Here is a 22,921-nt window from a genome sequence, read left to right on the forward strand (position 1 = left end):
CACAGACTCTCATCCGTCGGGAGACCTATTTCGAGCACAGAACAACCCTTTCGGATCTTCCGTAAACTCGCCATAAGGCCTGATAGTTACCATATCGACCGCTTCAGGCCGCAACAGCAACGGTATATAAATTTAGTGCACCTGCACGTTGGTGTCAAATCGAGAAAACTTGGTTTCCTCTTTTTGGCTAAATTTAGCCATTCTTTCGGCGTGTCGCGCGAGGCCTATCCTGTCGCGCGAATACGTCCTTCAGATGTATGCGGCTGCCGGTAGCCAAAATGCCACGTCTATATATCTTGGCACCCAGCCAAATCAATACCGGCAGTATTGCCAAGTTAATCAACACAGAAAGTATTGGCTCCCACCATTGCATCGTGGTAGAGACAATCTGTCTGGCCGGCATCAGGTAGCAGTTGACGAACGGCAGCATGGACACAACGTCGAGGACATCCTTCTTGCCGGGGAATCCCACCATGAACATGGCCGCATAGAAGCCGGCTATTTGCAACAGCATCAAGATAATCGTGGTTTGCCCCAAATCCTCTTGTTTAGAGGCCATAGCCCCGGCTCCGGCATAGAGCACCATGTAAGTTGCCAGTCCCAGAATGAACCAGACAATCAGCCAGCCGGACAGCGTTCCTAAGTCAATTTGGAACGATCCCGAAAGACCAGAAATTGCCATAGCTCCCAGGGCGGATCCGCCCAGCACCACCAGTTGCGTAACCCCTACTGCGGTTATTCCAATGATTTTCCCGACAAGTAATCTCGCCGGTGATACAGCAGATACCAACACTTCGATGACACGAGAGGCCTTTTCTTCCATCACCCCAGTGGCGACCATCTGCCCAGACATGAAGATGGCAAGGAAGAGAATCAACAGCATCCCTAAACCGCCCAGATAAGCGCCAAAGTCGTACCCATCGTCAGTATCATCCGCTTGTTCGGTTTCGAGATTTTTGGTTTTTAGCTGGGTGGAGGCTATTTCCTTACTCAAATCACGCATATCCCCACCCAGCGAGGTTACGTATTGATTCAGTTTCACGCTGGCATGAGTTGCCTGGACAATCATGCGCAGCATCACCGGGAATTTCCCTTTGCTAATCAGCACCGGTTCGTCTAGGGTTCCCCCTACTCCCGCCACCACTTCATCGTGTTGTACTGCCCGTTCCAAATCCTGTTCACTGGGGTATATTTCCGTCTTGTACTGATTTTCTTTGAGAGTGAAACCACCCGCCGCCGAATCATCACCTCCAGAATCGCCGGTAGCTCCTGCAGTAAAGGCCATAGCGTAATCCTGAGTTTGGGTGGTCAAACCAATCACGTCTGGTTCAAATCCGTTGGGGATGAAAATCCTGGCCGCAGTACCACCACCCAAGAACAGCAGAGCTATTACAATCATGGAGATAATGGCCGCTTTGGAGCGCATCCGCACGACATATTCGCGTTTCGCTACTAGCAAAACCTGTTTCATTGTTGTTTCTCCTCCCCCTCAAGATTCGCCACATCGCCGGACTTTACCTCCGATTCATCGCTAACTTCCGGTTCTACTACCGCACGGAATATCTCCGCCAGGCTTTTGGTTACGGGGCTAAAATCACTCACAGTGCCAGCTCCTAGTGCTGTCGCCAAAATCTGGTTAGCCGCTGCGGAATCCGAGGCCACATCCACAACCAGTTCATTCTTAAAATTATGTACTGTTCGTTCCAATTCGCGGGCTTTATCCGCACCGGCACCTAATGCATCCGCGCTTCCTCGCAACCGCACTGCCGGTGTTGATAACTCTGTACGCAGACTTTCCACTTCTCCAGTAGCTACAATGGTTCCCTTAGAAATAATGGCCACATGCGTACATAGATCCTCCACCAATCCCAGTTGGTGGGAAGAAAAAATCACCGGCACTCCGCGCTCGGCGTACTCGCGCAACACGCCGCTCATGATGTCTACGGCCAAGGGATCTAGCCCGGAGAACGGCTCGTCCAGAATCAAAGCCTGGGGATTACTGGCCAACGCCGCCGCCAACTGTACTCGTTGCTGGTTGCCCAAGGACAGTTTTTCCAACACGTCCTTTTCGCGCTCGCGCACTCCCAAACAATCCATCCAGTAATGCGCAGCTTTAGCCGCCTGCGGTTTACTAAGCCCATGCAGGCGCGCAAAGTAAACCAACTGCTCGCCGACCTTCATCTTGGGATACAGGCCACGTTCCTCGGGCATATAGCCAATATGGGTTCGCGCCGTGTCGTCTACCGGGGCGTCGTTAAACAGCGCCTGACCTTTATCCGCTTTGGTAATCCCCATAATGATGCGCATGGTGGTGGTTTTGCCTGCCCCATTGGCACCCACAAAACCCATCAACACCCCAGGGCTTACTTTGAAACTCACAGATTTGAGTACCTCGCGTTCCCCAAATGTTTTATAGAGGTCAATAACTTCTAGGGAGTTTCCCTGTTCAGGCATATACTCCTCCTTCCGTCGAGCACAGATTTTTCTCTCAGTCTACCAACCCCCCCTGTTTGCCACGTGAAAACACTAGCGATGGTTTTCGCGTGAATTCCTGGCATAGCAGACACCCAAAGTACATCCCAAAACCTGATGACGTGTAGGATAAACGCATGACGTGGTGGGAAGCGCTTTTACTCGGTGTGGTTGAGGGGATTACGGAGTTTTTGCCGATTTCTTCGACTGGACACCTCACGATGGCCGAATTTTTCCTCGGAAAAGACATAGCGGATGTTGGGGTGGTAGCTTTCACGGCGGTAATCCAAATCGGCGCGATTTTGGCGGCAGTAGTTTATTTTTGGAGCGACATTTGGCGCATCGCTAAGGCGTGGCTCTCTGGACTGGTCAGTAAAGAAAAGCGCCTCACCCCCGATTACCACTTTGGTTGGGCGATTATTCTGGGTTCTATTCCGATTGCGGTGGTGGGATTGGCACTCAAGGACTTCATCGAAACTGGGCTGCGCTCCATGTGGTTCGTGGCCGGCGGTTTGGTGCTCTGGTCGGTGGTGCTTTTTGGGGCAGATCGTTTTTCCGTCAAAAGTCACGTGGGCATGAGTCGCGATTCGGCCACGACCATCCCCCAGGCATTCATTATTGGCCTGGTGCAATGTTTTTCGCTGATTCCGGGAGTTTCCCGTTCTGGAGCCACGATTTCTGCCGGACTGTTCCTGGGTTTTGACCGGGTGAAAGCCACGCGTTTGTCTTTCTTCCTGGGGATTCCTGCCCTGGTAGCGGCCGGTGCCTTGGAAGGCATCTCTAATTTTGGAACGATTGGTAAAACTGTTGGCTGGGGTTCAACCGCGATTGGAATGATTGTTTCATTCGTGGTGGGTTACCTTTCGATTGCCTGGCTGCTGAAATTTGTCTCTAAACATTCTTTCAACGCCTTCATTATCTACCGCCTGGTGGTGGGCGGACTTATCGCCTGTTGCCTCCTAGCAGGTATAATCCCAGCCGTGTAGCCTGTATCAGTAATCACTGTGTCTACGATTCAAGAAAGGGATTTACTTTGACTGCGGCGTTGAGCCTGTTTATTTCTGCTTTTGCCACCCTGTTCGTCATTATTGATCCGCCGGGAAACCTGCCGGTGTTCATGTCGCTGACAGCGCATCTGGACGAAAAACAGCGTCGCCGCACCGCCTGGGAAGCCAATGCCTTGGCCTTTGTAATCCTGTTGGTTTTTGGGTTTTTTGGTTTCAAGCTTTTTGGGATTCTGGGGATTACCCCAGCGGCACTGCAAATCTCTGGGGGGCTGTTGCTGCTTTTGGTGGCTTTGCAGCTGCTCACGGGCGAGGAGTCAAAGCCGAATAACGAAAAAGGCGAGTTCAATATTGCGGCGGTGCCGCTGGGGACACCACTTTTGGCGGGTCCGGGCGCAATTGTGGCCTTGATGGTACAGATGGATTCTGCCCATCACGAACCGCTGTTGATGATAGGGGTGGCTGGTGCCGTGTTCCTGGTTTTGGTGTGTTCGTGGGTAGCGATGTTTTTTGCTACCCCGATTTTGCGGGTTTTGGGTGGTTCCGGCGTGGCGGTTTTGACGCGTCTTTCGGGCATGTTGCTCGCGGCGATTGCCACCCAGTTGATGATTACCGGGGTGGTTACGGTTTTGGGTAACGTGGTGGCCGCCCGTCCATGAGCTGCTTCCCGTGTCCCAGTTCAGTCGCCTTTTCGCTGTTTTGCTTCGGGTTCATGAGGTGCCAATTTCAGGTGCTCGCCCCGTCGGTTATCTTCGCTTTTTCGGATTTCATGAGGTGCCATTTTCGCGCGCCCGTATCTTAAATCTTGGGGGTCTGCCCTTGGCAGACCCCCAAGATTTAAATAAAGCTTTGCGCCGCTCTCGCGGCGCAAAGCTAAACAGACTAAATCGTCTTACGCGGCCTTGTGGTAAGTCAGGCACTCTCCGTCTTTTCCGCCAACCTTTACCGCTTCTGCCTGGCATTCCAGGTTTTCGTTAAAGGTGCAGTCAGCCTTTTGGCAAGCACCTACGGCACCAGCTACAGAACGTCCCCCAATTTGGGGTAGCGCGATGAACGTGGTGCATCCTTTGACTCCCATGTTCATAGCGATGGCTTGGCAGCCATCGTGATTATAGGAGCAGTCCAACAAAGCACAGTTGCTAACAACAGGTTGAGTAGTCATTTGAATATCCTTTCAGGTTGCGATTGCGGCTTACGTAATTAAGTTTGCGCACTTTAGTAAGCCTCGTAAAGACCATCACAAGATAATCACATAATCCCAGGTCAAGCCGGCTTTAATTTACTTTAGGATTAGCTAAACTTACTGTTTCAAAACCTTATAGAGGTGTTTTTAAAATAATCACCTTGCCTTATTGGTATTGGTTATACACCCCTTATTAATCACATAGACTTCCCGCTCTTTCACCCTAACCTCGCATTATTATCATTATATGGACGTTTTTATCTCGTATACTAAGCAAGAGCTGGTCATGGGGGTTTTCCTTCGACTAGAGTGCTTTTCACAAGCAAAACCTAGAAAGGAAAACAACCATGAAAACTAAGAAAATCTCTCTGTTCGGAGCCATCCTCGTCGGATGCCTCCTGGTATTTGTCCTGTGCCTACCGCTGTTAAGTACCATGAAACACTCCACGACCGCCCAGGCAGCGGGTACCACCAGCCCCGATACCAAGAATGCCTCGGGCAAAATCATCCAGATTGGCCTGCTACAACTCATGAGTCACCCCTCCTTGGACGATATTCGCCAAGGCATCTACGATGGCCTGGCCAACCGGGGATACAAGGACGGGGAAAACATCAAGATTGACTATCAAAACGGCCAGGGTGACCAAACCCTACTCAAGACCATTTCTGACCAGTTCGTAGCTGACAAAAAGGACTACCTGGTTGGAATCACCACCACAGGTGCCCAGGCCTTGGCTAACTCTGCTCAAAACTCCATCCCCCTGATTTTCTCGGCCGCCTCTGACCCCAAAGGCAGCGGCTTGGTCAAAGACAACGACAAACCAGGAGTGAATGTCACCGGGGTGGCCGATCACAATCCCGTCGAAGAACAGCTGAAATTCCTCAAACAAGTTCTACCCAACGCCAAACGCCTGGGAATAATTTATTCCTCTTCCTCCCAAAACATGGCGGAACTCCTGGGCGAGGTTCGCACCTTGGCTCCCAAATACGACTTGACTCTCAAAGAAGCCACCATCACCACCACCAATGAACTCGCCCAAGTAGCCGAACAGCTCGCCGAGGATGTAGATGTGGTCTTCGCCCCTAATGACAACACCATCGCTTCGGCAATGCCCACCCTCGCCTCGGCCTGCAATGCCCACAAGGTTCCGGTTATCCCCGCAGTAGATCGCATGGTTGCCGAAGGCGGACTGGCCACGGTGGGACTCAACCAACGCCAGTTCGGTTTAGACACCGCCAATATTGTGGCCGACCTGATTGAAGGTAAAAAAGCCGCAGACTACCCCGTCGTGTTCACCAATAAGCTGGAAACCGTTATTAACTCTAAGGTAGCCACGGAACTGGGCATCAAGATTCCTAAAGACATTATGGCGAAAGCCAAGGATGCCTCTAAAGAATAGCTACGCCTAGACTGCGGCTAACACCTCATGAAACGAAACCGAAAGAAACAACATGGATATTATCTTGAGCGCATTATCCCAAGGCGCGATTTGGACCGTAATGGGAATGGGAGTTTATATCACCTTCCGTATCCTCAACGAACCCGACTTGACCACCGAAGCCTCCTTCACGCTGGGGGCTGCGGTGGGAGCGCCGCTGCTGATCCTGGGGGTAAACCCGCTGCTGGCTTTACTGGTAGTAATGCTGGTGGGGGCTGCGGCCGGCGCCATCACTGCCTTGATGATTACGAAAGCCAAAATCAACTCACTTTTGGCCGGAATTATCACCATGACCGGGCTGTATTCCATAAATCTGGGTTTCATGGGAAGAGCGAATCTCTCGGTGGCGGGACTGTCCTCGCTGAAAACCTGGCTGGGAAACTTGGGGCTGCCGCGCAACGTAGACACCTTGGTTTTAGGGCTCATTGTAATCGGAATCTTGGTGGGATTGTTGAGCTTCTTTTTCCGCACCGATATGGGGCAAGCCCTGATTGCGACTGGCGATAATCCCACAATGGCCAAGTCCCTGGGAATTTCTACCGCCGAGATGACGATGCTGGGATACATGCTGGGTAACGCCTTGATTGCCTTGAGCGGCTACTTGGTGGCTTCCGATAATGGCTATGCCGATATTTCGATGGGCATTGGTTCGATTGTGATAGGACTAGCAGCTATCATTATCGGCGAAGTCGTGATTCCCAATGTGTCCTTGCCGGTGCGACTGTTGACAATTTTCTTCGGTTCGGTGGTCTATCGGCTGTTGTTGGCGGTGGTGTTACGTTTCAACTTTGACCCCAATAACTTCAAGTTATTCTCGGCTGTGATTCTGGGGCTGTGCCTGTCGATTCCGACTTTGCAAAGGTATTTTTTCCAGCGTCAGATTCGCCGTGGGTTGTCCCGGGAAACGGCGGCGTCACAAGGAACGGATTCATGAGGTGCCATTCGGAAAAAGGAGAGAAAACATGCAAACTGCACCCGATTCTGGATCGAAGATCCCGGCCAGAAATGGAACGAGCGGTACAAAAACCGTGTTGCGTTTGGAACAGGTGGAAAAATCCTTCCACCAACGCACCGCTGACGCCTACCGCGCTTTGCGCGGGGTAAACCTAGAGGTCTCTGCAGGGGATTTCATTACTATCGTCGGGGGAAACGGAGCCGGAAAATCCACTTTGCTCAATGTGATTGCGGGTTCTATTTTGGCGGATTCTGGGCGGGTCAAGATTGATGAAACTGACGTAACCCGACTGCCGGAAGAAGATCGCGCCGCCATGATTGGCCGAGTTTTCCAAGATCCGAAGCAGGGCACTGCTCCACGCATGACCGTGGCGGAAAACCTGTTGCTCGCCTCTAAACGCGGCGAACCACGCGGCTTCAAAATCGCGATGAACGAAAGCAAACGCCAAGAGTTTCGTCAATTATTGGCTCCCTTGAAACTGGGACTAGAAGACCGCCTCGACACCGAAATCGGGGTGCTATCCGGGGGACAGCGTCAATCCGTGGCACTGATTATGGCCACCTTGAAAAACCCCCGGTTGCTGTTGCTCGATGAACATACGGCTGCCCTGGATCCAAAAACCGCGCACAAGATTTTAGACTACACCGCAAACGTGGTGGCCGAACACAGGCTGACAGCAATCATGATTACCCATCACCTAAAGGATGCCTTGAACTTTGGTAACCGGATGTTGGTGATGAATCACGGGGAAATTGCCCACGACTTTGATGCCGCCGCCAAATCGCGGATGACCGATGCGCAACTCTACACCATGGTGGGTGAACTCGAGGATTTAGACCGACCTGAAGTCTAAATCCTCGCCCCGGGTGTTGTCCCCCCAGAGGCCTGGGGGGACAACACCCGTTTCGGCCAACCCCTCATGAACCCTAGCCTCGCAACACGAAAGACAAGTCATGGGAAGACTTCGCCGCCACCACCTTGCGCGCTGCTTCTTCACTGGCCCCCAAATAGACGATTGCCTTGGAACTCGTGGCTCCTAGCAGACTGTCTTTGGCAGCCTCCATTCCTAAAACTCGCACATTAGTGGCCAACAGCTGATTGTCCACACTCGGGCTGGAACTCCAGATTTCTACGATTTGCCCGGTCTTCGAAAACCCAGCCACCGCCGGGTCTTCCACCGAGAGAGCAAAGGCAACTTCTCCGGGTGCCAAATCAGCCAAAGAGTTTTCCAACAATAAACCCGGTGCCACAACTGTACCTGGTTCTAGAGCCACGGCAGCCTTTTTCCCGGCAACTTCACCGGCCTGCACAAAGTAATGCTGAGGTAAAGCACCTGGATCAAGCCGACGTTCGCGCAAATCTTTGGGATTAATTTCGCATCCCGCACAAATCGGGACACGCGCCACTAAGGCTCTAGTCCCAGCAGGACGGGGCAAAAATATAGTCGCACCCACCACTAGTGCTAACGCAGCCAAGGCCGCCGCCAGGGGAAAGCGCCAATTCCAAAATCGTTTAAATCTCATACCTTCAGGCTACGAACGCCCCTCACTGGCACCTAATGAAGCCGCCACGCCCTGTGAATTACGACCCAAACGACAGCCTGTGGAAAAACCTACAAACGTGCATCTACCTGAGATTTTACGGCAATTCCAGCAAAGTTAACCGGTTTGAGTCGGCAAAATACCCTCGGTTTGGAACGAAGAGTCAGCCAGTTCGAACGCGAAGTCCGGGGTCACCACCCCAGTCACGGGATAGTCGTATTTATTGGTTGGTAAAACAATGTTATCCAGCAGTTCATTGCTGTACAGCAGCGCGAAAACAGGAGTACCGGTCTTGACATAGGGCAAGGCGCGATCATACCAGCCGCCTCCTTGTCCCAAACGATTGCCTTCCCGATCCACTGCCAGCGCCGGGGTAAACACGAATTCAGCCGCAGCCAGCACCGAGGAATCCAGGGCATCCCCGGAGGGCTCCTTGGGACGATTAGGGGACAAATCCGCTAAATCTTCCTTACCTCGATAATAGCTCCAGTCACGGTTGAGCCTCGGCCCCAACTTCGGAATCAGGATGTTTTTACCTTGTTGATATAGTTCTTCGACCAAATCCAAGGTGGGAGGCTCGGTTCGCACCGAAATGTAGCAGGCCACCGTCTGGAAATCAGCGGCCAGCTCCAGGGCTCGAGCCTTGATACTCCTACCCGCATCCTCGATTTGCGAAGGGTTAAGCCGATTACGAGAGATACGAATTATCCCCCTCAACTGCTGTTTTGCGTCCTCCGGTTCTTGACCACGCAGGTCTGGAAGACGAAGCTCCGTTGCAATCACTTAACCATTGTGCCCTATTTTCGATCCGTTTGTCAGGATTTACTTCAACAATACATTTAGGCTTGAGCTATGAAACAAAAGGTTGCCTCTGCTGTCATCCCTGCCGCAGGCCGCGGAAATCGGATGTATCCACTGACAAAATCAATCCCGAAGGAACTGCTACCCCTGGTAGATCGCCCCGTTATTCTCACCGTCATGGAAGAGGGAGTTCGGGCTGGAATCGAACAGTTCCACGTAGTGACTTCCCCCCAGAAACCAGCTTTACGCGAGTTTTTCAGTCCAGAACCAGAAGAAAATCCATGCCCACGCATAGAGTTTCCCCAAGTGAACTTTGTAGTGCAAGAACAGGCTCGCGGCTTGGGACACGCCGTGCTCCAGGCGAAAGAAGCCATTGGAAATATGCCTTTTGTGGTGCAGCTGCCCGACGATATTTTCCACGAAGAAGACCCGCTGTTACAAACCATGCTGCGGGTACATGAGCATACTTCGGGCTGTGTAGTGGCGCTTATGGAAGTCAGCCTGGAGGAAGTCGGGGCGTATTCCACCACTGCCGCGCAACGTGAAACCTTCACTGCGGAAATAACCGGGAACCACAAGGTATTCCGATTGTCCCGGATTGTCGAAAAACCCACCCCGGAACAAGTACAATCCCCCTATGCAATTATGGGTCGCTATGTGCTGAGTCCTCAGATTTTCGAAGTATTGGAACGCACTCCCCCTGGCCGCAATGACGAAATTCAACTCACCGATGCGCTGGCCGTCCTAGCGGATACGCCCCCGGAGCTGGGTGGGGGTGTTTGGGGCGTGGTGTCTCGGGGACGTCATTTTGACACTGGCAATATGAGAGGATACCTTCGTGCTCAAGCCGAGCTTTCCTTGGAACACAAGTTCCTGGGTACCGATTTGCAGGAACGCTTGCGCCACCTACTTTGCCAGGGTGAGGGAAACACCACCTCATCTCTTGAAACTACGGAAGGGGAAGGAAACAACTGATGCGCTCGGTAGGGGAGCATCTTAACCTGTGTTTACTGGCCGCCGACCCGCTCCCGGGATTGGCCGTACCATTGGAAGATGCCGTTGACTGTGTTTTAGCCCGCGATATTGTCTCGGATTCGTTTTTACCAGATACTAACCGCGCAGGAATTGACGGCTACGCTATTGCTAGTGCTACCGTAGGAGCCCCCCCCTATACTCTGCCGGTAACGGCTGAAATTCTGGCCGGAGACACTACCTGGACTCAGCTGGTTTCCGCCACTGCCATCAGGATTGCTTCCGGGGCACCCATCCCCCCCGGAGCCGACACCTTGGTGCCTCTCGAGGCCAGTGATATGGGTCTTTCAGAGGTAGAAATCCGTCAGTCCTACCCCCAAGGTTCCTTTGTGATTCCCCAAGGAATAGACGTGTCACCCGACGCGGTATTGCTAGATGCTGGACAACGACTCGATGCCAAGAAAATCGCTCTGTTAGCTGCCCTGGGATTAAGCCACGTGTGGGTACATCCTCGAGTACGAGTGGTGGTGATTGCGGTAGGTGATGAACTGGTAGAACCCGGGGTAAGTCGAGAGCCGGGTCAGATAAATGACGCTAACGGGCATTCTCTCGCAGCCGCTTGCCAGGAATGCGATGCAAAAACATTTCGAGTTTTGGTCGGGGATGACCGGGGCAAGCTGCGCGAAACCATCGAAGATCAGCTGGTTCGTGCCGATGTTATCTTAACCACCGGCGGCTTGTCCTATGGAACCGCAGATACGGTAAAGGATGTGTTGACTTCCTTGGGTGAAATGCGTTTTGACAATGTAGCGATTGCCCCCGGAAGGCAGCTCGGAGTCGGCAAAATTGGAGAAGTCCCGGTGTATTGTTTGCCGGGTAATCCCGTAGCCGCCCAGGTAGCCTTTGAAACCTTTATCCGCCCGGTTTTACGCAAAATGGCGGGTCGATCCGTACTGTACCGCACCTCCGTACCAGCCACCATGACTCAAGGCTGGACATCTCCAGCGGGAAGGCGCGAGTTCGTCCCCATTGCTTTGACGGGGAATCCGGGACACTATCGGGGGGAGGTTCTCGGCCGGCATCCTCAAGCCAGGCTAGCAGCTTTGGCTCGTTCCAATGCTTTCGCGGTGGTTCCCGAGGACGTAACTCAGGTAGAACCCGACACCATGCTGCACTGCATGGTTTTACAATAAACGGTGTGGCTTTGTTTAGCGAGTGGATTGACAAAAAGATGCGTAAAACGCGAAAACGACGCTATTACCCGGGAGCCTCTTCGCGGGTGTCTATACAGCAGCTAGATTTGCACACCCGCAGTTTGTCCGCCGCATGGGATTGGCTGGAACTTCGCTCTTTGAAAGGCCAGGATTTCTATGCTGTAGAACGCCTTCGTGCCAGTAATCACGCCTGGTTGGCACCGTGGGAATCGAATGCTCCTCCGGGCATGGCTCCAGCCATCACCGTGGAAGAATACATTGCCTCGATGGCGAAAAACGCCCGGGAAGGACTGGGACTGTGCTTTGCGATTCTGCCCGAAGGACATTTAGCGGGACAGGTTTCAGTTGGCAGCGTCCAGCGCGGTGCCAGCCAGAGCGCAGCGGTGGGGTACTGGGTGGCCTCGAGTTTTGCAGGTAAAGGTTTGGCGCCATTGGCAGTGGCTACAGTACTGGACTGGTGCCTGAGCGAGTATGGCTTGCACCGCGTAGAGATTAATATTCGCCCGGAAAACGCTCCGTCTCTACGGGTGGCAGAAAAACTTGGAATACGCGAGGAGGGACTGCGGCAACGTTATCTCTATATCAACGGAGCCTGGTCGGATCATCGCTGCTTTGCGGTGACTTTAGAGGAATGGCAACCTGACTATTTCATCTCCCAGTTGTTGCCAAAGTGAATGCTGTGACTGTCGTTATCTAGTGGGACTGGGTCTGGTGACAAAGAAAACCCGTCCTCGGAGTGGCATCGCTGTTTTGCACCAAACGGTCGCTATTTTTAGGGTGTGAGTATCTCTGCTTGGATTCTAATTGGGTTGACTTTTGTAGTTACCGTGGTGCTGTTGCCCCAAGTTGCGAAGTCTCGACGCATGATGGGGCAGTCTCGCAACAATGACCGTTTCTCCGAGGGTGTGCGGGTGTTGGACGTGACGGACACTCCCAATGCCGACCGTTCAGTAGAAGTCGCAATTTATCGCAGAGATAACTCTAAAACTGACAGTAACCCCGCAACCCGCCCTATTAAAACCGCCCAAGATTTACGACGCTACACAAACCTCAAAGCACAACGTGCTGCAGCCACTTCCGCGCGCGCCAATTCGGCTCGCCTGCGAGCAATTCTGTTGGCGCTACTGCTTTTGGTGGGTATTTTGGTTTCCAGCTTCGCAGCTTTTGGCTTCCTCGCCTGGTGGGTACTGACTGGTCCAGTCGGCGGAGTCCTGTTGACCTTGGCGTGGGGCACTGTTTCGGCGAAAAACGGACGTAAAGAAGATTTACAGTTCATTGCGGATATTCGGGAAGTCGAACGTCGTCTGGAAAAGAGCCCGACCGGCCGTGCAGCGTTGATTTCCGGACGCAACCGTGACAATAACCACTGGGCAAAGGTAGCTCAGGAATCCCTGCGTAACGCTTCGGAGGGAACTTTGTCAGATGCTTTACTGCGCACCAAGAAACACACCATTCCTGAACTAGTGGTTCAGACCAAGAGCCTTGACCAGTCGGTACAAAGTATCGAAGAGGTAGCCCGTGAAAACAAAACCATCACGCAGGAATCCCAAAACAGTAAACTGAGCCCGAAGGCGGACGCTGAAACGACTGCCCGGCCACTGGTCGATTCCCCTCGTGATAGCAAAAAGTGGGAACTGGTGGGAATCCCAGCTCCTACCTATACCTTGCAATCCGATGCCCAGCACCGTGAAGTGGTGATAAGCGCCGCAGCTACCGATTCGGACTGGGAAGAGGCAGCGGTACCGATGCGTCCGAAATCGGCACGAGTCCTCCCAGCTGACACAGCCCTGTCCAGCGAGGAAATCCAGGGTGGCACGATTAATCTGCAAAATATTCTAGATCGCCGCCGCGCCTAAAAACCTAGCCGCAACCGCGCTCGGACACCCGACACCCATTGAAATTTTGGTGATTCTTCACTGATGAGAGCCATTTTCTCGACACGCCCAAGTCCGGATTGGCATTCAGGCTTAGTTTTGAGATAGAATCAATGTCGCTTGGGGCATTGGCGCAGTTGGTAGCGCGCATCGTTCGCAATGATGAGGTCAGGGGTTCGAATCCCCTATGCTCCACCGGACAGATAAAATCGCAGGTCGGAGGATATTCAGGGTTGCGAAATTGGGGATAAAACAGCCCATGATGTCTCCAAGTTTTACAGTCTCCCGAAATGCGGGGGCAGGTTTTCAATGGTTCGCTTGTCATTAGATGAATCAACTTCAGTTGGGGTCTCGGGAGATGGTTCCATAGCGCTAAATCCAGCCGGAGCGAAAGGGTCGGTTTTCCCACGATCCTGTGGGGCGATAAACGTTACACGTCGGTGGTGGCGTGCACGAGTGGGTACAATATGCTCCATTCGGACACCTACAATGCGGCACTGCGACGCTGCACTACGCGGCGCAACACCGCGTCAACCTGCGCCCCACGCTTAGCCAGGTTTAAAGCTTCACGCAGCTCCTTGACCTGTTCATCCTCACTGCGTTCTATCTCGTCGGAACAAATCCATTCCAATAGTTCGTCTAGCTGGTCATCTCCGTAGGCTGCCAGAGGTAAGCCTTTAGCAATAGGAGGACGAACTCCACGCTTCTTAGCAACTAGCTGCAGCTTGGCTTTACCTTTCTTACTTCCCGCAGAATCCTTTGAGTCCCTTCCCTCTTTTTGGATTCCCTTCGGGCTTTTGCCCGTTTTCTTTTTTGATTTTTCTTTAGGTTCTTGGGCTTCCGCCTCGCTGCTGGGAACAGGTTTAGCCGCAAGCGAATCTTTTTCTTCCTCGGGCTCGGTTTCAAACTGTGGAGTAGCGATAATCGGAATCGACAGCTGGCCTTTACGCTCATTTAACGCTTGCGATAGGGTATTGAACACGCGTTGTGCCTGGGCTTGAGGATCGGCAAATACCTCGTTGGTGTAACAAGTTACTACCTTCCACCCAGCGGCCTCTAGCCTAGCCGGCCACAGCCTTTCACGCCGCCGCAATGAAGGCTCTTGCACATAGGTGTCATCGTCGCTCAGCACTGCCACTAGCAACTCTGAGGGTAAATCGGCATGGCCAATTGCAAGCGGAATCTGTATGCCGTGCGGCAGCCCGAAACGGGGCACTACGGTTAACCCTTGCCGCCACAACCTTTCCGCTAAATCTACTAGTAGCCGATCGGGCTCGGCTTTGAATGATTCTGGTGTGGTAAGCGCGCGCGCCATCCCTTCGGGATTTCCGGCTGAGGCCAAAAGTTCTATCAGCATTTTCCCTCCAGGACTCTTGACTTTCTTGGCATCAACTTCTTCGGCTGCGAAGGCCGACACAATCTCGAGTTTTTGTCGCACCACCTCCAGGCTACCCACCACATGAGCCACCCCCGAGGCACCCGATACCGGACCAAAGTTTAGTTGCACTCGTCCTTGGGGTGTCTTAGACATCCCCAGACACAAAATCACCACGTCACGACGCAAACCCGCCGCTTGGGAAGAATCCACTACCACAAAGGGCTCCACTGCAGGCCGCCCGTGGGGATGAGAGAAATACGCCTGGGCTTGAGAGATTTTTACGCGAGCATCTGCCAGAGCCTTACGGATTTTTCCAACTGCGGCCGGGTTGAAACACACCACGGCTAGGCTGAGCTGTGGACGGTTCAGGGCATGGTCTAGACATAGTTCCACGACCCGGTGTATCTCGGGACGTGAAATCACCAGGGTATGATCGCGAGACAATGGGGCTTTCGCTTCGGCTACCAGGTGCAGGTTCACTAAAGAGGCAGGTCTTGGTGAGGGGACGGGTATAACTGCGTTTTCGTATCCATGAGTTGCGAGGAAAGCCGCAACCTGTTCCGGAATCTCGCCCAAATCGGATTTCAGAGCAACCGTGGGTAAAATTTTGGCCGCAGTTTGGGTGAAACCCGGCCAGACCCTCCGCGCGTCCCCGCAAACTACAATCTGACGTGCCCGCGCTATCAGCGGCATCACCTGAGGAACACTCAAATAGTCAAGGTGATCTAAAACTAGTAAATCGATAGTATTTGTGCCATAGAGCTGGCCAGCAATAAAGGGCGACACTGCCCAGATTGGGCGCAAGGCTTTGACTAGCGGAGCCAAACGACTGTAATCCCCCAGCTCCCTGGCGCTAGCGGAGTCAAGCACCGAATGCAGTTTTTGTTCTAGTTGTGGGTCACTACTCAGTGCCTGTTTAGTGTGCAGGGAAATAGCGCGCGCCACTGGATAGAACAAAGACTCAATTTGAGCTAAATCCAGGGAGCGGAGTCGAGATACCATGTCGTGGAGAGCAGCACCGTCTACGGCTGCGAGAATCGGGTCGCTCTTCAGGATTTCGGTCAAGATTGAGGACCACCAAGCTAGATCTAGTTCCTGCATAGCTAAATCTGGAGCTACCTTGCGGTTTCGCAAGTCATCCAACAAAGGCTCTAGCCCCATCTGTTGCATTTCCTTTAGCAGCTGCACTTGAGAGGGCATTTGTTGCGCCTGGCTACTGGTGGCATTCAAAGAATGCAACAAAGCTTCTAATTCGGCAAAAGGCAAGGCTGTGGGAACCCGTCCAGAGACACCATCGGCCTGGGTAAGGATGGGTTCCAAAGCATTAAGTTGCGAAAAAACTTCCTCCGATAGCTCTTTTGCTATTGGCAAATCTTCGGGAACTCGCGGCCAAGCACCCGGCAGGGCGTGTCGGCGCCACAAATCTCGATAGCTTTGTACCTTTACCAGCTCGTGGTGGAAACCACGCGGCGTGGTTTTAGAGCGAGCCAAATCACGTGCCTGTTTAACCAAGATTCTGCGTTCTTTCCATTTCATCGGCAAAGAACGTTCTTGACGCCAGCGTTTACTGGCAGTGGCAATCACCATATCTGCAGCAGACTTTTCAAAAACCTCTGGTTTGAATACCTCAAGGACTCGCGCCACTCCTTCGAGCATCCCGAGCTGTTCCTTCCAGACATTAAGCGTTCCGGGAAGTACCAGTCCTGTTTGCTCAGATACCTGGTTTTGGTATCGACGCAAGGCAGGCAGCGTTTCAGTGGCCAGAATGCGGATTCTTGAAATCGCATCTTGGGCATCAGCCTCGGTAGATAGCACCACGCTGCGCCATGGAGAATACTCCAACTGGGGATCCAACAATCCCGTTTCTTGAGCCCGCTGCAACAAAACCCGCGCCGACTCGCGCCCTTGTTGGTCGCGCATTAGGGGAGTTCCCAACTCCAGTTTCACCTTAGTTCGAGGCCCTGGCTTAACGCTGGTTAAATCTGCCAGGGCTTGCAAGGCCTGATAAGCCGAGACCTGCCAGGGTTGTCGAGACATGTGCAAACGCCTGGTGTAGTTTTGAAGTTTTTCTCTGGTGTCGCGTAATTTAGTGTGCGCCACGCTTAGCTCTTCTAAGGGCACCGGCGCCATCGGCTCGTTTTGGTTCGGGGTAGCTAAAAGCTGGTCGCGTAAACTTGCTCGCCACTCTTTGGAACCCGTGAGGTCGAGAATAAAATCTCCCAAGTTGGCTTGTTTCAGTCCGTTCAAGACTGTCTTACCGATACGACGCACCCCAGGCACATAGCAGATTTGTCTGCCTGAAGCTGCTGCGTCTGCCACCACTGCTTCCACTGTGGCGGCACCGGGGGCGCCGGGAGGAACATCCATAAACAAGGATCTGCCCGATGCCGCAATCTCTATCACCCGTGCCTGGGAAACATCGAGATCACCTATTCCGCGTTCGTAGTCTGGGTCACGGTCTTCTGGCGAGGTCTCTGCCAGGGGAGACAGCAGTTCTTCCTTGGCGCTCATATCACCGGCAAAGGCTCTTACCAAGGGATTTTCCAAGGCAATAGACGAAATCTTGTTCCAATCACTAGCTAGGATTGCCCCCGAAACCCCTAGATTCGCTACCAGCAAATTTTCCTTTAAATCAAAACTAGGAATGTGGTTTAAACCTAATTCTCTAAGCGTTTGCAAGGCTTGGCGAAAATCAAAATCAGTGCGAGTATCCAGCTCTAAGACCTGATGGGAATCAAGGGTGATGTTCCTGTCGGCAAATGCCTTTTCGAAGACGGGATTGACAATAACTTCTCCACCCATCACCAGGGTGAAATCTGAACCGGTGGCTTCAAGCTCCAAAGGACGCAGTAACACCGGCAAATTGAAGTGCTGCAACCGGAAATGAGATAAATCGGGTCGCAATCCTCTTTCTTCATCTCTAAAGGGTGGTAGCTGCGTCCATGAGGCCACCCCCATCACCAAGTAGGTGGGATACAGTCCATAACGAGCCAGTGACTGTTGTTTCTCGGTATCAATTCGAGACAACACCGAACGCGCTGATCCTAAGTCTAGAGGATCTCTGAACAAGGCAGACAGCTTCGTAGGTCTGCCTCCGTAGAGCTGGGCGATACCGGCGGGATGGGAACCAGTTAAATCCAGCAAGTTATCTAGGGAGTCAAGGTTTCGCAACGCACTACCCCCCGGCGCTTGGTTAGCCTCTGTAGACCACTGCTCGATTCGAGAGGCTACCGAATCTATTCGTACCGGTTCCAGCGCCTCTGTCTCGCAATCGGCATTACTCGCTTCGTTCTCCACAAGTCCACGATACTGACTACAGGCCTGAAAGTCGCGTTACCACGCCAAAGAGGTACCGTTTCAGAGTAAAGAGAAACCATTCTAGGGCACCTCTAAATCGGGGATGCACGGGAGCCCGATTCTAAGTCGCAATGGTGCCCCCGAGCCGATTCGAACGGCCGACCTACCGCTTAGGAGGCGGTTGCTCTATCCCCTGAGCTACGAGGGCCAACAGCACCAATCTTAATGAGTGCATCCACATTTCGAGAAACCGAAAGTCAGAATCTATCTAGGATGCAAATATGGAAGCGGAGGGGCAGCAAACCCCTCCAGCAAAATCCAGGTTATTTCCCTACACGAACGTAACTAGGAGATCCGTAAACATTCACGACTTCCACTCGCTCACCGGGACGCGGGGAGTGTATCATTTTACCTTCACCGAGATAGATGCCCACATGCCCACCGTAGTAGACGATGTCCCCCGCACCAGCTTCACCTGCGGAAACCTTTGAACCAGAAGCACCTTGTCCCCAGGAGGTACGAGGCAGTGAGATTCCCGCCTGACGATAAACATAACCGACAAAACCAGAGCAGTCGAAACCGCTAGGAGTGGTGCCCCCATAAACGTAGGGAACCCCCTGGTAGCGCAATGCAATATCGGCAATGGAACCGCCAGCGATATTAGTGGGGATGGAAGCAGCCACTCCGCTTTGCCCCGCCCAGGCTCCCGTGTTGGTGCCCTGCGATACTGTGGCTGCTTGACGAGCCACTGATTTGCGTGCAGTATCCCTGCCGCCCTGATTCTCCGCAGTGTTACTTTGAGCCTGAGGCGCTTCGGGTTCAGCCTGTTGCTGAACCGGAATCTCTACCTGCCCCTCGACCCAGTTAGCATTTTCGGGCACGTTAATCTCGGGATTAGCGGCCACTGCCAAGCGCGCTTGGGCTACCGCATCCCCCACCTGGGTCGCCACCGGTGCCGCAGCCTGCGGGGCAGTTTCCTGAGCCTCCGGAGAAGCTATAGCAGTTCCCGCCCAGACAGTCCCAAGAGCCAGACCGGTGGTGGCTGCCACCATCAGCCCTTTCTTTCCATCTACCGCAGATAGGGTGTCTTTCAGAGTATCAAAAGCTGTAACCGGCTTGGTGGCAGCGCGATGCCGCGCCCGAGAAGTCGTACTTGCCAACGAATGTCTCCTTCGTAATCCTTCAGATTTGACTCCGCAGTTTCATCCTCGCCGCGAAGGTGCTTCTAGCGTACTACAAGAAAAACAAAAAGTCACATTTGGATAACAATTTCTCGGTTTCGAGACCCAAACGTTACAGATTTTACTAAAGCTTTACAAAGAAGTGCTTGAAGTGAAGCTCGGGAATTTCCACGGACTTCTCATTGCCATCTGTAGTCTCACCTGCGGATATGTTTAGGGCAATTCCTAGGCGTTCCAAGCTATCAAAGCTGAAAGATACCTTGGAACCAGGTAACATTTTGGCAGCAGCAAGTTTGAACAAAAACCCGGGAACTGCCTGGGAAGGCTCCCCAATTCGCAAAATCGTGGCTTCACCACCCCGAGGATTCTTACGGAAAAAAGTTTCGAGAGACACCCCACCGTCAATGGCTTTCACACTCTTGCCGGCTTGAGGTTTTTCCGGAATAGGATTTCCATACGGATCAGTCTGTGGGTTGTTAAGCAACGGTATCAGCAGCGCCTCCACCTGTTCACTCATTACGTGCTCCCAACGGCAAGCTTCTTCATGTGCCAATTCCCACTGCAAACCGATTACATCAGTAAGCAGTCGCTCGGCAAGGCGATGTTTACGAACCACCTCGGTGGCAGAAGATACCCCCTTTTTAGTCAAAGCAATGCGGCGGTCTTCTTCGAGCGCTACGTAACCGTCACGCTCCATCCGCGCTACGGTTTGGGATACGGTAGGACCCGAGTGCCCCAAACGTTCTACAATGCGTGCTCGCATCGGCGGAACCCCGTCTTCCAACATCTCGTAGATGGATTTCAAGTACATTTCTGTCGTATCCACTAGTTCACTCATGGGTAACTCCGTAGCCTGGGTCGGGTATCACCACCAATTTACCAAAAAAACTAGCACTCTGCCCCGCTATCAAAACCCGAACCCAGCAGTCTTTCATGGCATAATCAAAACGTGAGCAATATCGAAAATCTCAAAATTCCCCATAAACTACTGCCTCAAGATGGCCGCTTTGGCTGCGGACCATCCCTGATAAGACCCCAACAGCTCCAGGAATTAGAACATTCCCAGTTGATGGGCACCTCACACCGCCAGACTCCAGTTAAGGATTTAGTCAAGGCTTGTCAACATCAACTAGCCGAACTTTTTTCGCTGCCGACAGACTACGAGGTAGTGCTGGGAAACGGAGGTGCCACCACGTTTTGGGGGATAGCTACCTGTTGTCTGGTGCAAAACCGGGCGGCTCACGCCGTATTTGGAGAATTTGGCAACAAATTTGCCATCGAAACCACAGCAGCTCCCTTTTTACAAGAACCTCGACTCACCTCGGCCACTCCAGGAGACTCAATATTGCCGGATGTAGCCACTGATGTCGATGTTTATGCCTGGCCGCAACAAGAAACATCCACGGGAGCAGTAGCTCCAGTAACTCGCCTAGGTGACCCAAAACAGCTGGTTTTGGTGGATGCGACTTCCATTGCCGGTGCAGTGCCAGTCGACATCTCACAAACCGATGCTTATTACTTTTCACTCCAAAAAGCCCTGGGAGCTGATGGCGGCCTGTGGTTCGCGTTCCTTTCCCCGGCGGCAGTGGCTCGCGCTGCCAAAATCACCGCAAACCCAGAAGAAAACCGCTGGATTCCCGCTATTTTGAACCTGGAAAAAGCTATCAACAATTCACGTAAAAACCAGACCCTGAACACCCCAGCGATTGCAACCCTGGAGTTGCTGCACTCTCAGTTATGTTGGATTCAAGACAAGCTCGGGGGACTGCAAGGAGCTGAAAAGCGGGTGCGTGAATCCTCCGAGGCGATTCAAACTTGGGTCAAATCCAAGAGCTTCGCCACGTCTTTCGTTGCTGACCCGGAAAAACGTTCTCCAGTGGTTTCTACCATTGATTTTTCGGATGATATTGACACGACTATACTCATCAAAACGCTACGAAACAATGGAATTGTAGATGTGAATCCCTATCGTTCTTTGGGGCGAAACCAGCTGCGTATCGGCACCTTCCCCGCCACTAATCCGGATGACACCAGGGCACTACTAGCCTGTTTGGATTACATCATCGACAGGCTTTAGACCCGAAAAGGTGCTTGCCCGAATCTCGACATACGCGCCGAGATTCGGGCAAGCACCTCATGAAGCCGTCTAAGATAACAATGCCTGGATGGGGCCGAGACAAAAGTAGATTACGAACAAAATCGATACAATCCACATCAACGGCGAAATTTCCCGAATCTTGCCACGCGCCAGTTTCACCACCAGGAAAGTCACAAAACCAACCCCGATACCCACCGAAATCGAATATGCAAATGGCATAAAGATAATGGTCATAAAGGAAGGAATCGCGACTTCTAGGTTCTTCCAGTTAATCTCTGTCACCTGTACCATCATCAGGAAACCAACAAACACCAATGCGGTTGAAGCCGCTTCGGAGGGAATAATTTCCACCAAGGGAGCCAGGAAAATCGATACCAGGAACAACACTCCGGTAACCACAGCGGCAAAACCAGTGCGGGCGCCTTCCCCCACCCCAGTAGAGGACTCCACATAGGAAGTGTTCGAGGACACTCCACCCAAGCCGCCGGCAATAGCCGCCAACGAGTCAACAATCAAAATCGCCTTGGTACGAGGGGGATTACCTTCTTTATCCAAAAGATTCCCTGCTTCGCCGATTGCGACCATAGTACCCATGGTGTCAAAGAAATCCGCCAACATCAGCGAGAAAATCACCAAGAGAGCCGCCACTGGTCCCATTTTCCCGAACGCCCCGAAAAAGTCGATTTGCCCCAGGGAACCGAAACTAGGCAGATGCCAAGAATCAACGCTCAACTGTGGCACAGTCTGTCCCCAACCGGTAGGAACCTTGTCGGATTTCACTTCGAGTTTGGCAAACAACTGCACGATTACAGCTAATACAGTGGAGCTCATGATGCCAATCAAGATGGATCCCTTTATTCGCGCGGCATAGAGCACCACAGTGAGAAAAAACCCAAAGACGAAAACCAAGGCCGGCCAACCCATTAGCGAACCGTTGATGCCCAAGCCCACTACCGTACCGCCTTGGGGACGGATTATCCCGCCGTTAATCAGTCCAATAAACGCAATGAACAGCCCAATCCCAACCGAAATAGCGGTTTTCATCTGGCGAGGCACCGCACGAAACACGGCTTCACGAAAGCCGGTGAGCACCAATACGGTGATAACCACGCCTTCCCAGAAAATCAATCCCATAGCTTCTTGAAAGCTCAGCCCGGAACCAAGCACCAGGGTAAAGGCCACCATAGCATTTAACCCCAGCCCAGCAGCCAAAGCCATAGGATAATTCGCCACCACCCCCATCAGGATAGTCATAATCCCCGCAATCAAGGCGGTTCCGGCTGCGATATCGGGCATCGCAATAGACCCACCTTTGGGCAGGGCGTGAGACAAGATAATCGGGTTCAACACCAGGATGTAAGCCATCGCAAAGAAAGTTACAAACCCGCCACGAACCTCGCGGCCGAAGGTAGAACCACGTTTAGAAATTTCAAAAAAACTGTCGATTTTGCCGCTAAGAGTATTCGGGGCGGCACCCGTTATTACACTACTACTCACGACTAATAAGCTAAC

Annotated in this window: 19 protein-coding genes and 2 tRNA genes; 11 read left to right on the forward strand and 10 right to left on the reverse strand. The window is 52.6% G+C overall.

Annotated elements, in window-relative coordinates; all coding sequences use genetic code 11:
* Positions 1-193 precede the first annotated feature (193 nt).
* Together HMPREF0577_RS07955 and HMPREF0577_RS07960 are read right to left on the reverse strand one after the other, a co-directional pair.
* Complete coding sequence (locus HMPREF0577_RS07955; RefSeq protein ID WP_004013297.1) at positions 194-1,471, reverse strand: ABC transporter permease; 1,278 nt, start codon at positions 1,469-1,471, stop codon at positions 194-196.
* Positions 1,468-2,454 (reverse strand): ABC transporter ATP-binding protein, encoded by a 987-nt coding sequence (locus HMPREF0577_RS07960; RefSeq protein WP_004013298.1) that lies wholly within the window; start codon positions 2,452-2,454, stop codon positions 1,468-1,470. Before HMPREF0577_RS07960 ends, HMPREF0577_RS07955 begins: the two co-directional genes overlap by 4 nt.
* Positions 2,455-2,609: 155 nt before the next feature.
* Between HMPREF0577_RS07960 and HMPREF0577_RS07965 the strand changes: the two genes are divergently transcribed.
* Positions 2,610-3,458: an undecaprenyl-diphosphate phosphatase gene (locus HMPREF0577_RS07965; RefSeq protein ID WP_004013299.1), complete on the forward strand. Its 849-nt coding sequence runs from the start codon at positions 2,610-2,612 to the stop codon at positions 3,456-3,458.
* A gap of 47 nt (positions 3,459-3,505) precedes the next feature.
* The gene (locus HMPREF0577_RS07970; protein WP_004013300.1) at positions 3,506-4,135 is read left to right on the forward strand and encodes a MarC family protein; all 630 of its coding nucleotides are present in this window, start codon (positions 3,506-3,508) and stop codon (positions 4,133-4,135) included.
* A gap of 233 nt (positions 4,136-4,368) precedes the next feature.
* Here the strand turns inward: HMPREF0577_RS07970 and HMPREF0577_RS07975 are convergent, their stop codons facing one another.
* Positions 4,369-4,638: a hypothetical protein gene (locus HMPREF0577_RS07975; protein ID WP_004013301.1), complete on the reverse strand. Its 270-nt coding sequence runs from the start codon at positions 4,636-4,638 to the stop codon at positions 4,369-4,371.
* Between the two features lie 368 nt (positions 4,639-5,006).
* Between HMPREF0577_RS07975 and trpX the strand changes: the two genes are divergently transcribed.
* Genes trpX through HMPREF0577_RS07990 form a run of 3 tightly spaced genes read left to right on the forward strand, consistent with a single transcriptional unit; the run spans position 5,007 to position 7,906 of the window.
* Entirely contained in the window at positions 5,007-6,059 is a 1,053-nt protein-coding gene (trpX, locus tag HMPREF0577_RS07980) for a tryptophan ABC transporter substrate-binding protein (RefSeq protein ID WP_004013302.1), read from the forward strand.
* A 52-nt stretch (positions 6,060-6,111) separates the two neighbouring features.
* Complete coding sequence (locus tag HMPREF0577_RS07985; protein WP_004013303.1) at positions 6,112-7,032, forward strand: ABC transporter permease; 921 nt, start codon at positions 6,112-6,114, stop codon at positions 7,030-7,032.
* A 28-nt stretch (positions 7,033-7,060) separates the two neighbouring features.
* Positions 7,061-7,906 (forward strand): ABC transporter ATP-binding protein, encoded by an 846-nt coding sequence (locus tag HMPREF0577_RS07990; protein WP_004013304.1) that lies wholly within the window; start codon positions 7,061-7,063, stop codon positions 7,904-7,906.
* Positions 7,907-7,979: 73 nt separating this feature from the next.
* Here HMPREF0577_RS07990 and HMPREF0577_RS07995 read toward each other — a convergent pair whose 3' ends face one another.
* Together HMPREF0577_RS07995 and HMPREF0577_RS08000 are read right to left on the reverse strand one after the other, a co-directional pair.
* Positions 7,980-8,576: an RcpC/CpaB family pilus assembly protein gene (locus tag HMPREF0577_RS07995; RefSeq protein ID WP_004013305.1), complete on the reverse strand. Its 597-nt coding sequence runs from the start codon at positions 8,574-8,576 to the stop codon at positions 7,980-7,982.
* Positions 8,577-8,711: 135 nt separating this feature from the next.
* Positions 8,712-9,377: a 5-formyltetrahydrofolate cyclo-ligase gene (locus HMPREF0577_RS08000; protein WP_004013306.1), complete on the reverse strand. Its 666-nt coding sequence runs from the start codon at positions 9,375-9,377 to the stop codon at positions 8,712-8,714.
* Between the two features lie 69 nt (positions 9,378-9,446).
* On the opposite strand from HMPREF0577_RS08000, the gene HMPREF0577_RS08005 reads away from it, so the two are divergent.
* The 5 genes from HMPREF0577_RS08005 (at position 9,447) to HMPREF0577_RS08025 (ending at position 13,650) form a co-directional block, all read left to right on the forward strand.
* Complete coding sequence (locus HMPREF0577_RS08005; RefSeq protein WP_004013307.1) at positions 9,447-10,370, forward strand: UTP--glucose-1-phosphate uridylyltransferase; 924 nt, start codon at positions 9,447-9,449, stop codon at positions 10,368-10,370.
* Complete coding sequence (locus HMPREF0577_RS08010; protein WP_004013308.1) at positions 10,370-11,560, forward strand: molybdopterin molybdotransferase MoeA; 1,191 nt, start codon at positions 10,370-10,372, stop codon at positions 11,558-11,560. Before HMPREF0577_RS08005 ends, HMPREF0577_RS08010 begins: the two co-directional genes overlap by 1 nt.
* Positions 11,561-11,598: 38 nt before the next feature.
* Entirely contained in the window at positions 11,599-12,255 is a 657-nt protein-coding gene (locus HMPREF0577_RS08015; RefSeq protein WP_211579632.1) for a GNAT family N-acetyltransferase, read from the forward strand.
* Between the two features lie 105 nt (positions 12,256-12,360).
* A complete protein-coding gene (locus HMPREF0577_RS08020) occupies positions 12,361-13,437 on the forward strand; it encodes a hypothetical protein (protein WP_231282638.1) in 1,077 nt (358 codons plus the stop codon).
* A gap of 140 nt (positions 13,438-13,577) precedes the next feature.
* Positions 13,578-13,650 (forward strand) — tRNA-Ala (locus HMPREF0577_RS08025).
* 289 nt (positions 13,651-13,939) lie between these two features.
* Here the strand turns inward: HMPREF0577_RS08025 and HMPREF0577_RS08030 are convergent.
* The 4 genes from HMPREF0577_RS08030 to HMPREF0577_RS08045 form a co-directional block, all read right to left on the reverse strand.
* Positions 13,940-18,130, reverse strand: coding sequence for a hypothetical protein (locus HMPREF0577_RS08030; protein ID WP_004013311.1), 4,191 nt, complete (start codon positions 18,128-18,130; stop codon positions 13,940-13,942).
* Positions 18,131-18,262: 132 nt separating this feature from the next.
* Positions 18,263-18,338: transfer RNA gene (locus tag HMPREF0577_RS08035), tRNA-Arg, on the reverse strand.
* A gap of 115 nt (positions 18,339-18,453) precedes the next feature.
* On the reverse strand, positions 18,454-19,290 hold the full coding sequence (locus tag HMPREF0577_RS08040; RefSeq protein ID WP_004013312.1) for a C40 family peptidase: 837 nt from the start codon (positions 19,288-19,290) through the stop codon (positions 18,454-18,456).
* Between the two features lie 145 nt (positions 19,291-19,435).
* Entirely contained in the window at positions 19,436-20,149 is a 714-nt protein-coding gene (locus HMPREF0577_RS08045) for a metal-dependent transcriptional regulator (protein ID WP_004013313.1), read from the reverse strand.
* Positions 20,150-20,260: 111 nt separating this feature from the next.
* On the opposite strand from HMPREF0577_RS08045, the gene serC reads away from it, so the two are divergent.
* Positions 20,261-21,388, forward strand: coding sequence for a phosphoserine transaminase (gene serC, locus HMPREF0577_RS08050; protein WP_036342749.1), 1,128 nt, complete (start codon positions 20,261-20,263; stop codon positions 21,386-21,388).
* 69 nt (positions 21,389-21,457) lie between these two features.
* On the opposite strand, the gene HMPREF0577_RS08055 is transcribed toward serC, so the two are convergent.
* A complete protein-coding gene (locus tag HMPREF0577_RS08055) occupies positions 21,458-22,906 on the reverse strand; it encodes an NCS2 family permease (RefSeq protein WP_004013316.1) in 1,449 nt (482 codons plus the stop codon).
* Positions 22,907-22,921: the final 15 nt, after the last annotated feature.

Source organism: Mobiluncus mulieris ATCC 35243 (genome assembly GCF_000160615.1).
GTDB classification, from domain to species: Bacteria; Actinomycetota; Actinomycetes; order Actinomycetales; family Actinomycetaceae; genus Mobiluncus; species Mobiluncus mulieris.

What these genes read in the sequence shown, in the direction of transcription:
- HMPREF0577_RS08015 (WP_211579632.1), top strand. Translation starts at nt 11,599, where the DNA reads ATGCGTAAAACGCGAAAACGACGCTATTACCCGGGAGCCTCTTCGCGG.
- HMPREF0577_RS07965 (WP_004013299.1), top strand. Translation starts at nt 2,610, where the DNA reads ATGACGTGGTGGGAAGCGCTTTTACTCGGTGTGGTTGAGGGGATTACG.
- HMPREF0577_RS07990 (WP_004013304.1), top strand. Translation starts at nt 7,061, where the DNA reads ATGCAAACTGCACCCGATTCTGGATCGAAGATCCCGGCCAGAAATGGA.
- HMPREF0577_RS07975 (WP_004013301.1), bottom strand. Translation starts at nt 4,638, where the DNA reads ATGACTACTCAACCTGTTGTTAGCAACTGTGCTTTGTTGGACTGCTCC.
- HMPREF0577_RS08045 (WP_004013313.1), bottom strand. Translation starts at nt 20,149, where the DNA reads ATGAGTGAACTAGTGGATACGACAGAAATGTACTTGAAATCCATCTAC.
- HMPREF0577_RS07985 (WP_004013303.1), top strand. Translation starts at nt 6,112, where the DNA reads ATGGATATTATCTTGAGCGCATTATCCCAAGGCGCGATTTGGACCGTA.
- HMPREF0577_RS07960 (WP_004013298.1), bottom strand. Translation starts at nt 2,454, where the DNA reads ATGCCTGAACAGGGAAACTCCCTAGAAGTTATTGACCTCTATAAAACA.
- HMPREF0577_RS08010 (WP_004013308.1), top strand. Translation starts at nt 10,370, where the DNA reads ATGCGCTCGGTAGGGGAGCATCTTAACCTGTGTTTACTGGCCGCCGAC.
- HMPREF0577_RS07955 (WP_004013297.1), bottom strand. Translation starts at nt 1,471, where the DNA reads ATGAAACAGGTTTTGCTAGTAGCGAAACGCGAATATGTCGTGCGGATG.
- trpX (WP_004013302.1), top strand. Translation starts at nt 5,007, where the DNA reads ATGAAAACTAAGAAAATCTCTCTGTTCGGAGCCATCCTCGTCGGATGC.
- HMPREF0577_RS08005 (WP_004013307.1), top strand. Translation starts at nt 9,447, where the DNA reads ATGAAACAAAAGGTTGCCTCTGCTGTCATCCCTGCCGCAGGCCGCGGA.
- HMPREF0577_RS07995 (WP_004013305.1), bottom strand. Translation starts at nt 8,576, where the DNA reads ATGAGATTTAAACGATTTTGGAATTGGCGCTTTCCCCTGGCGGCGGCC.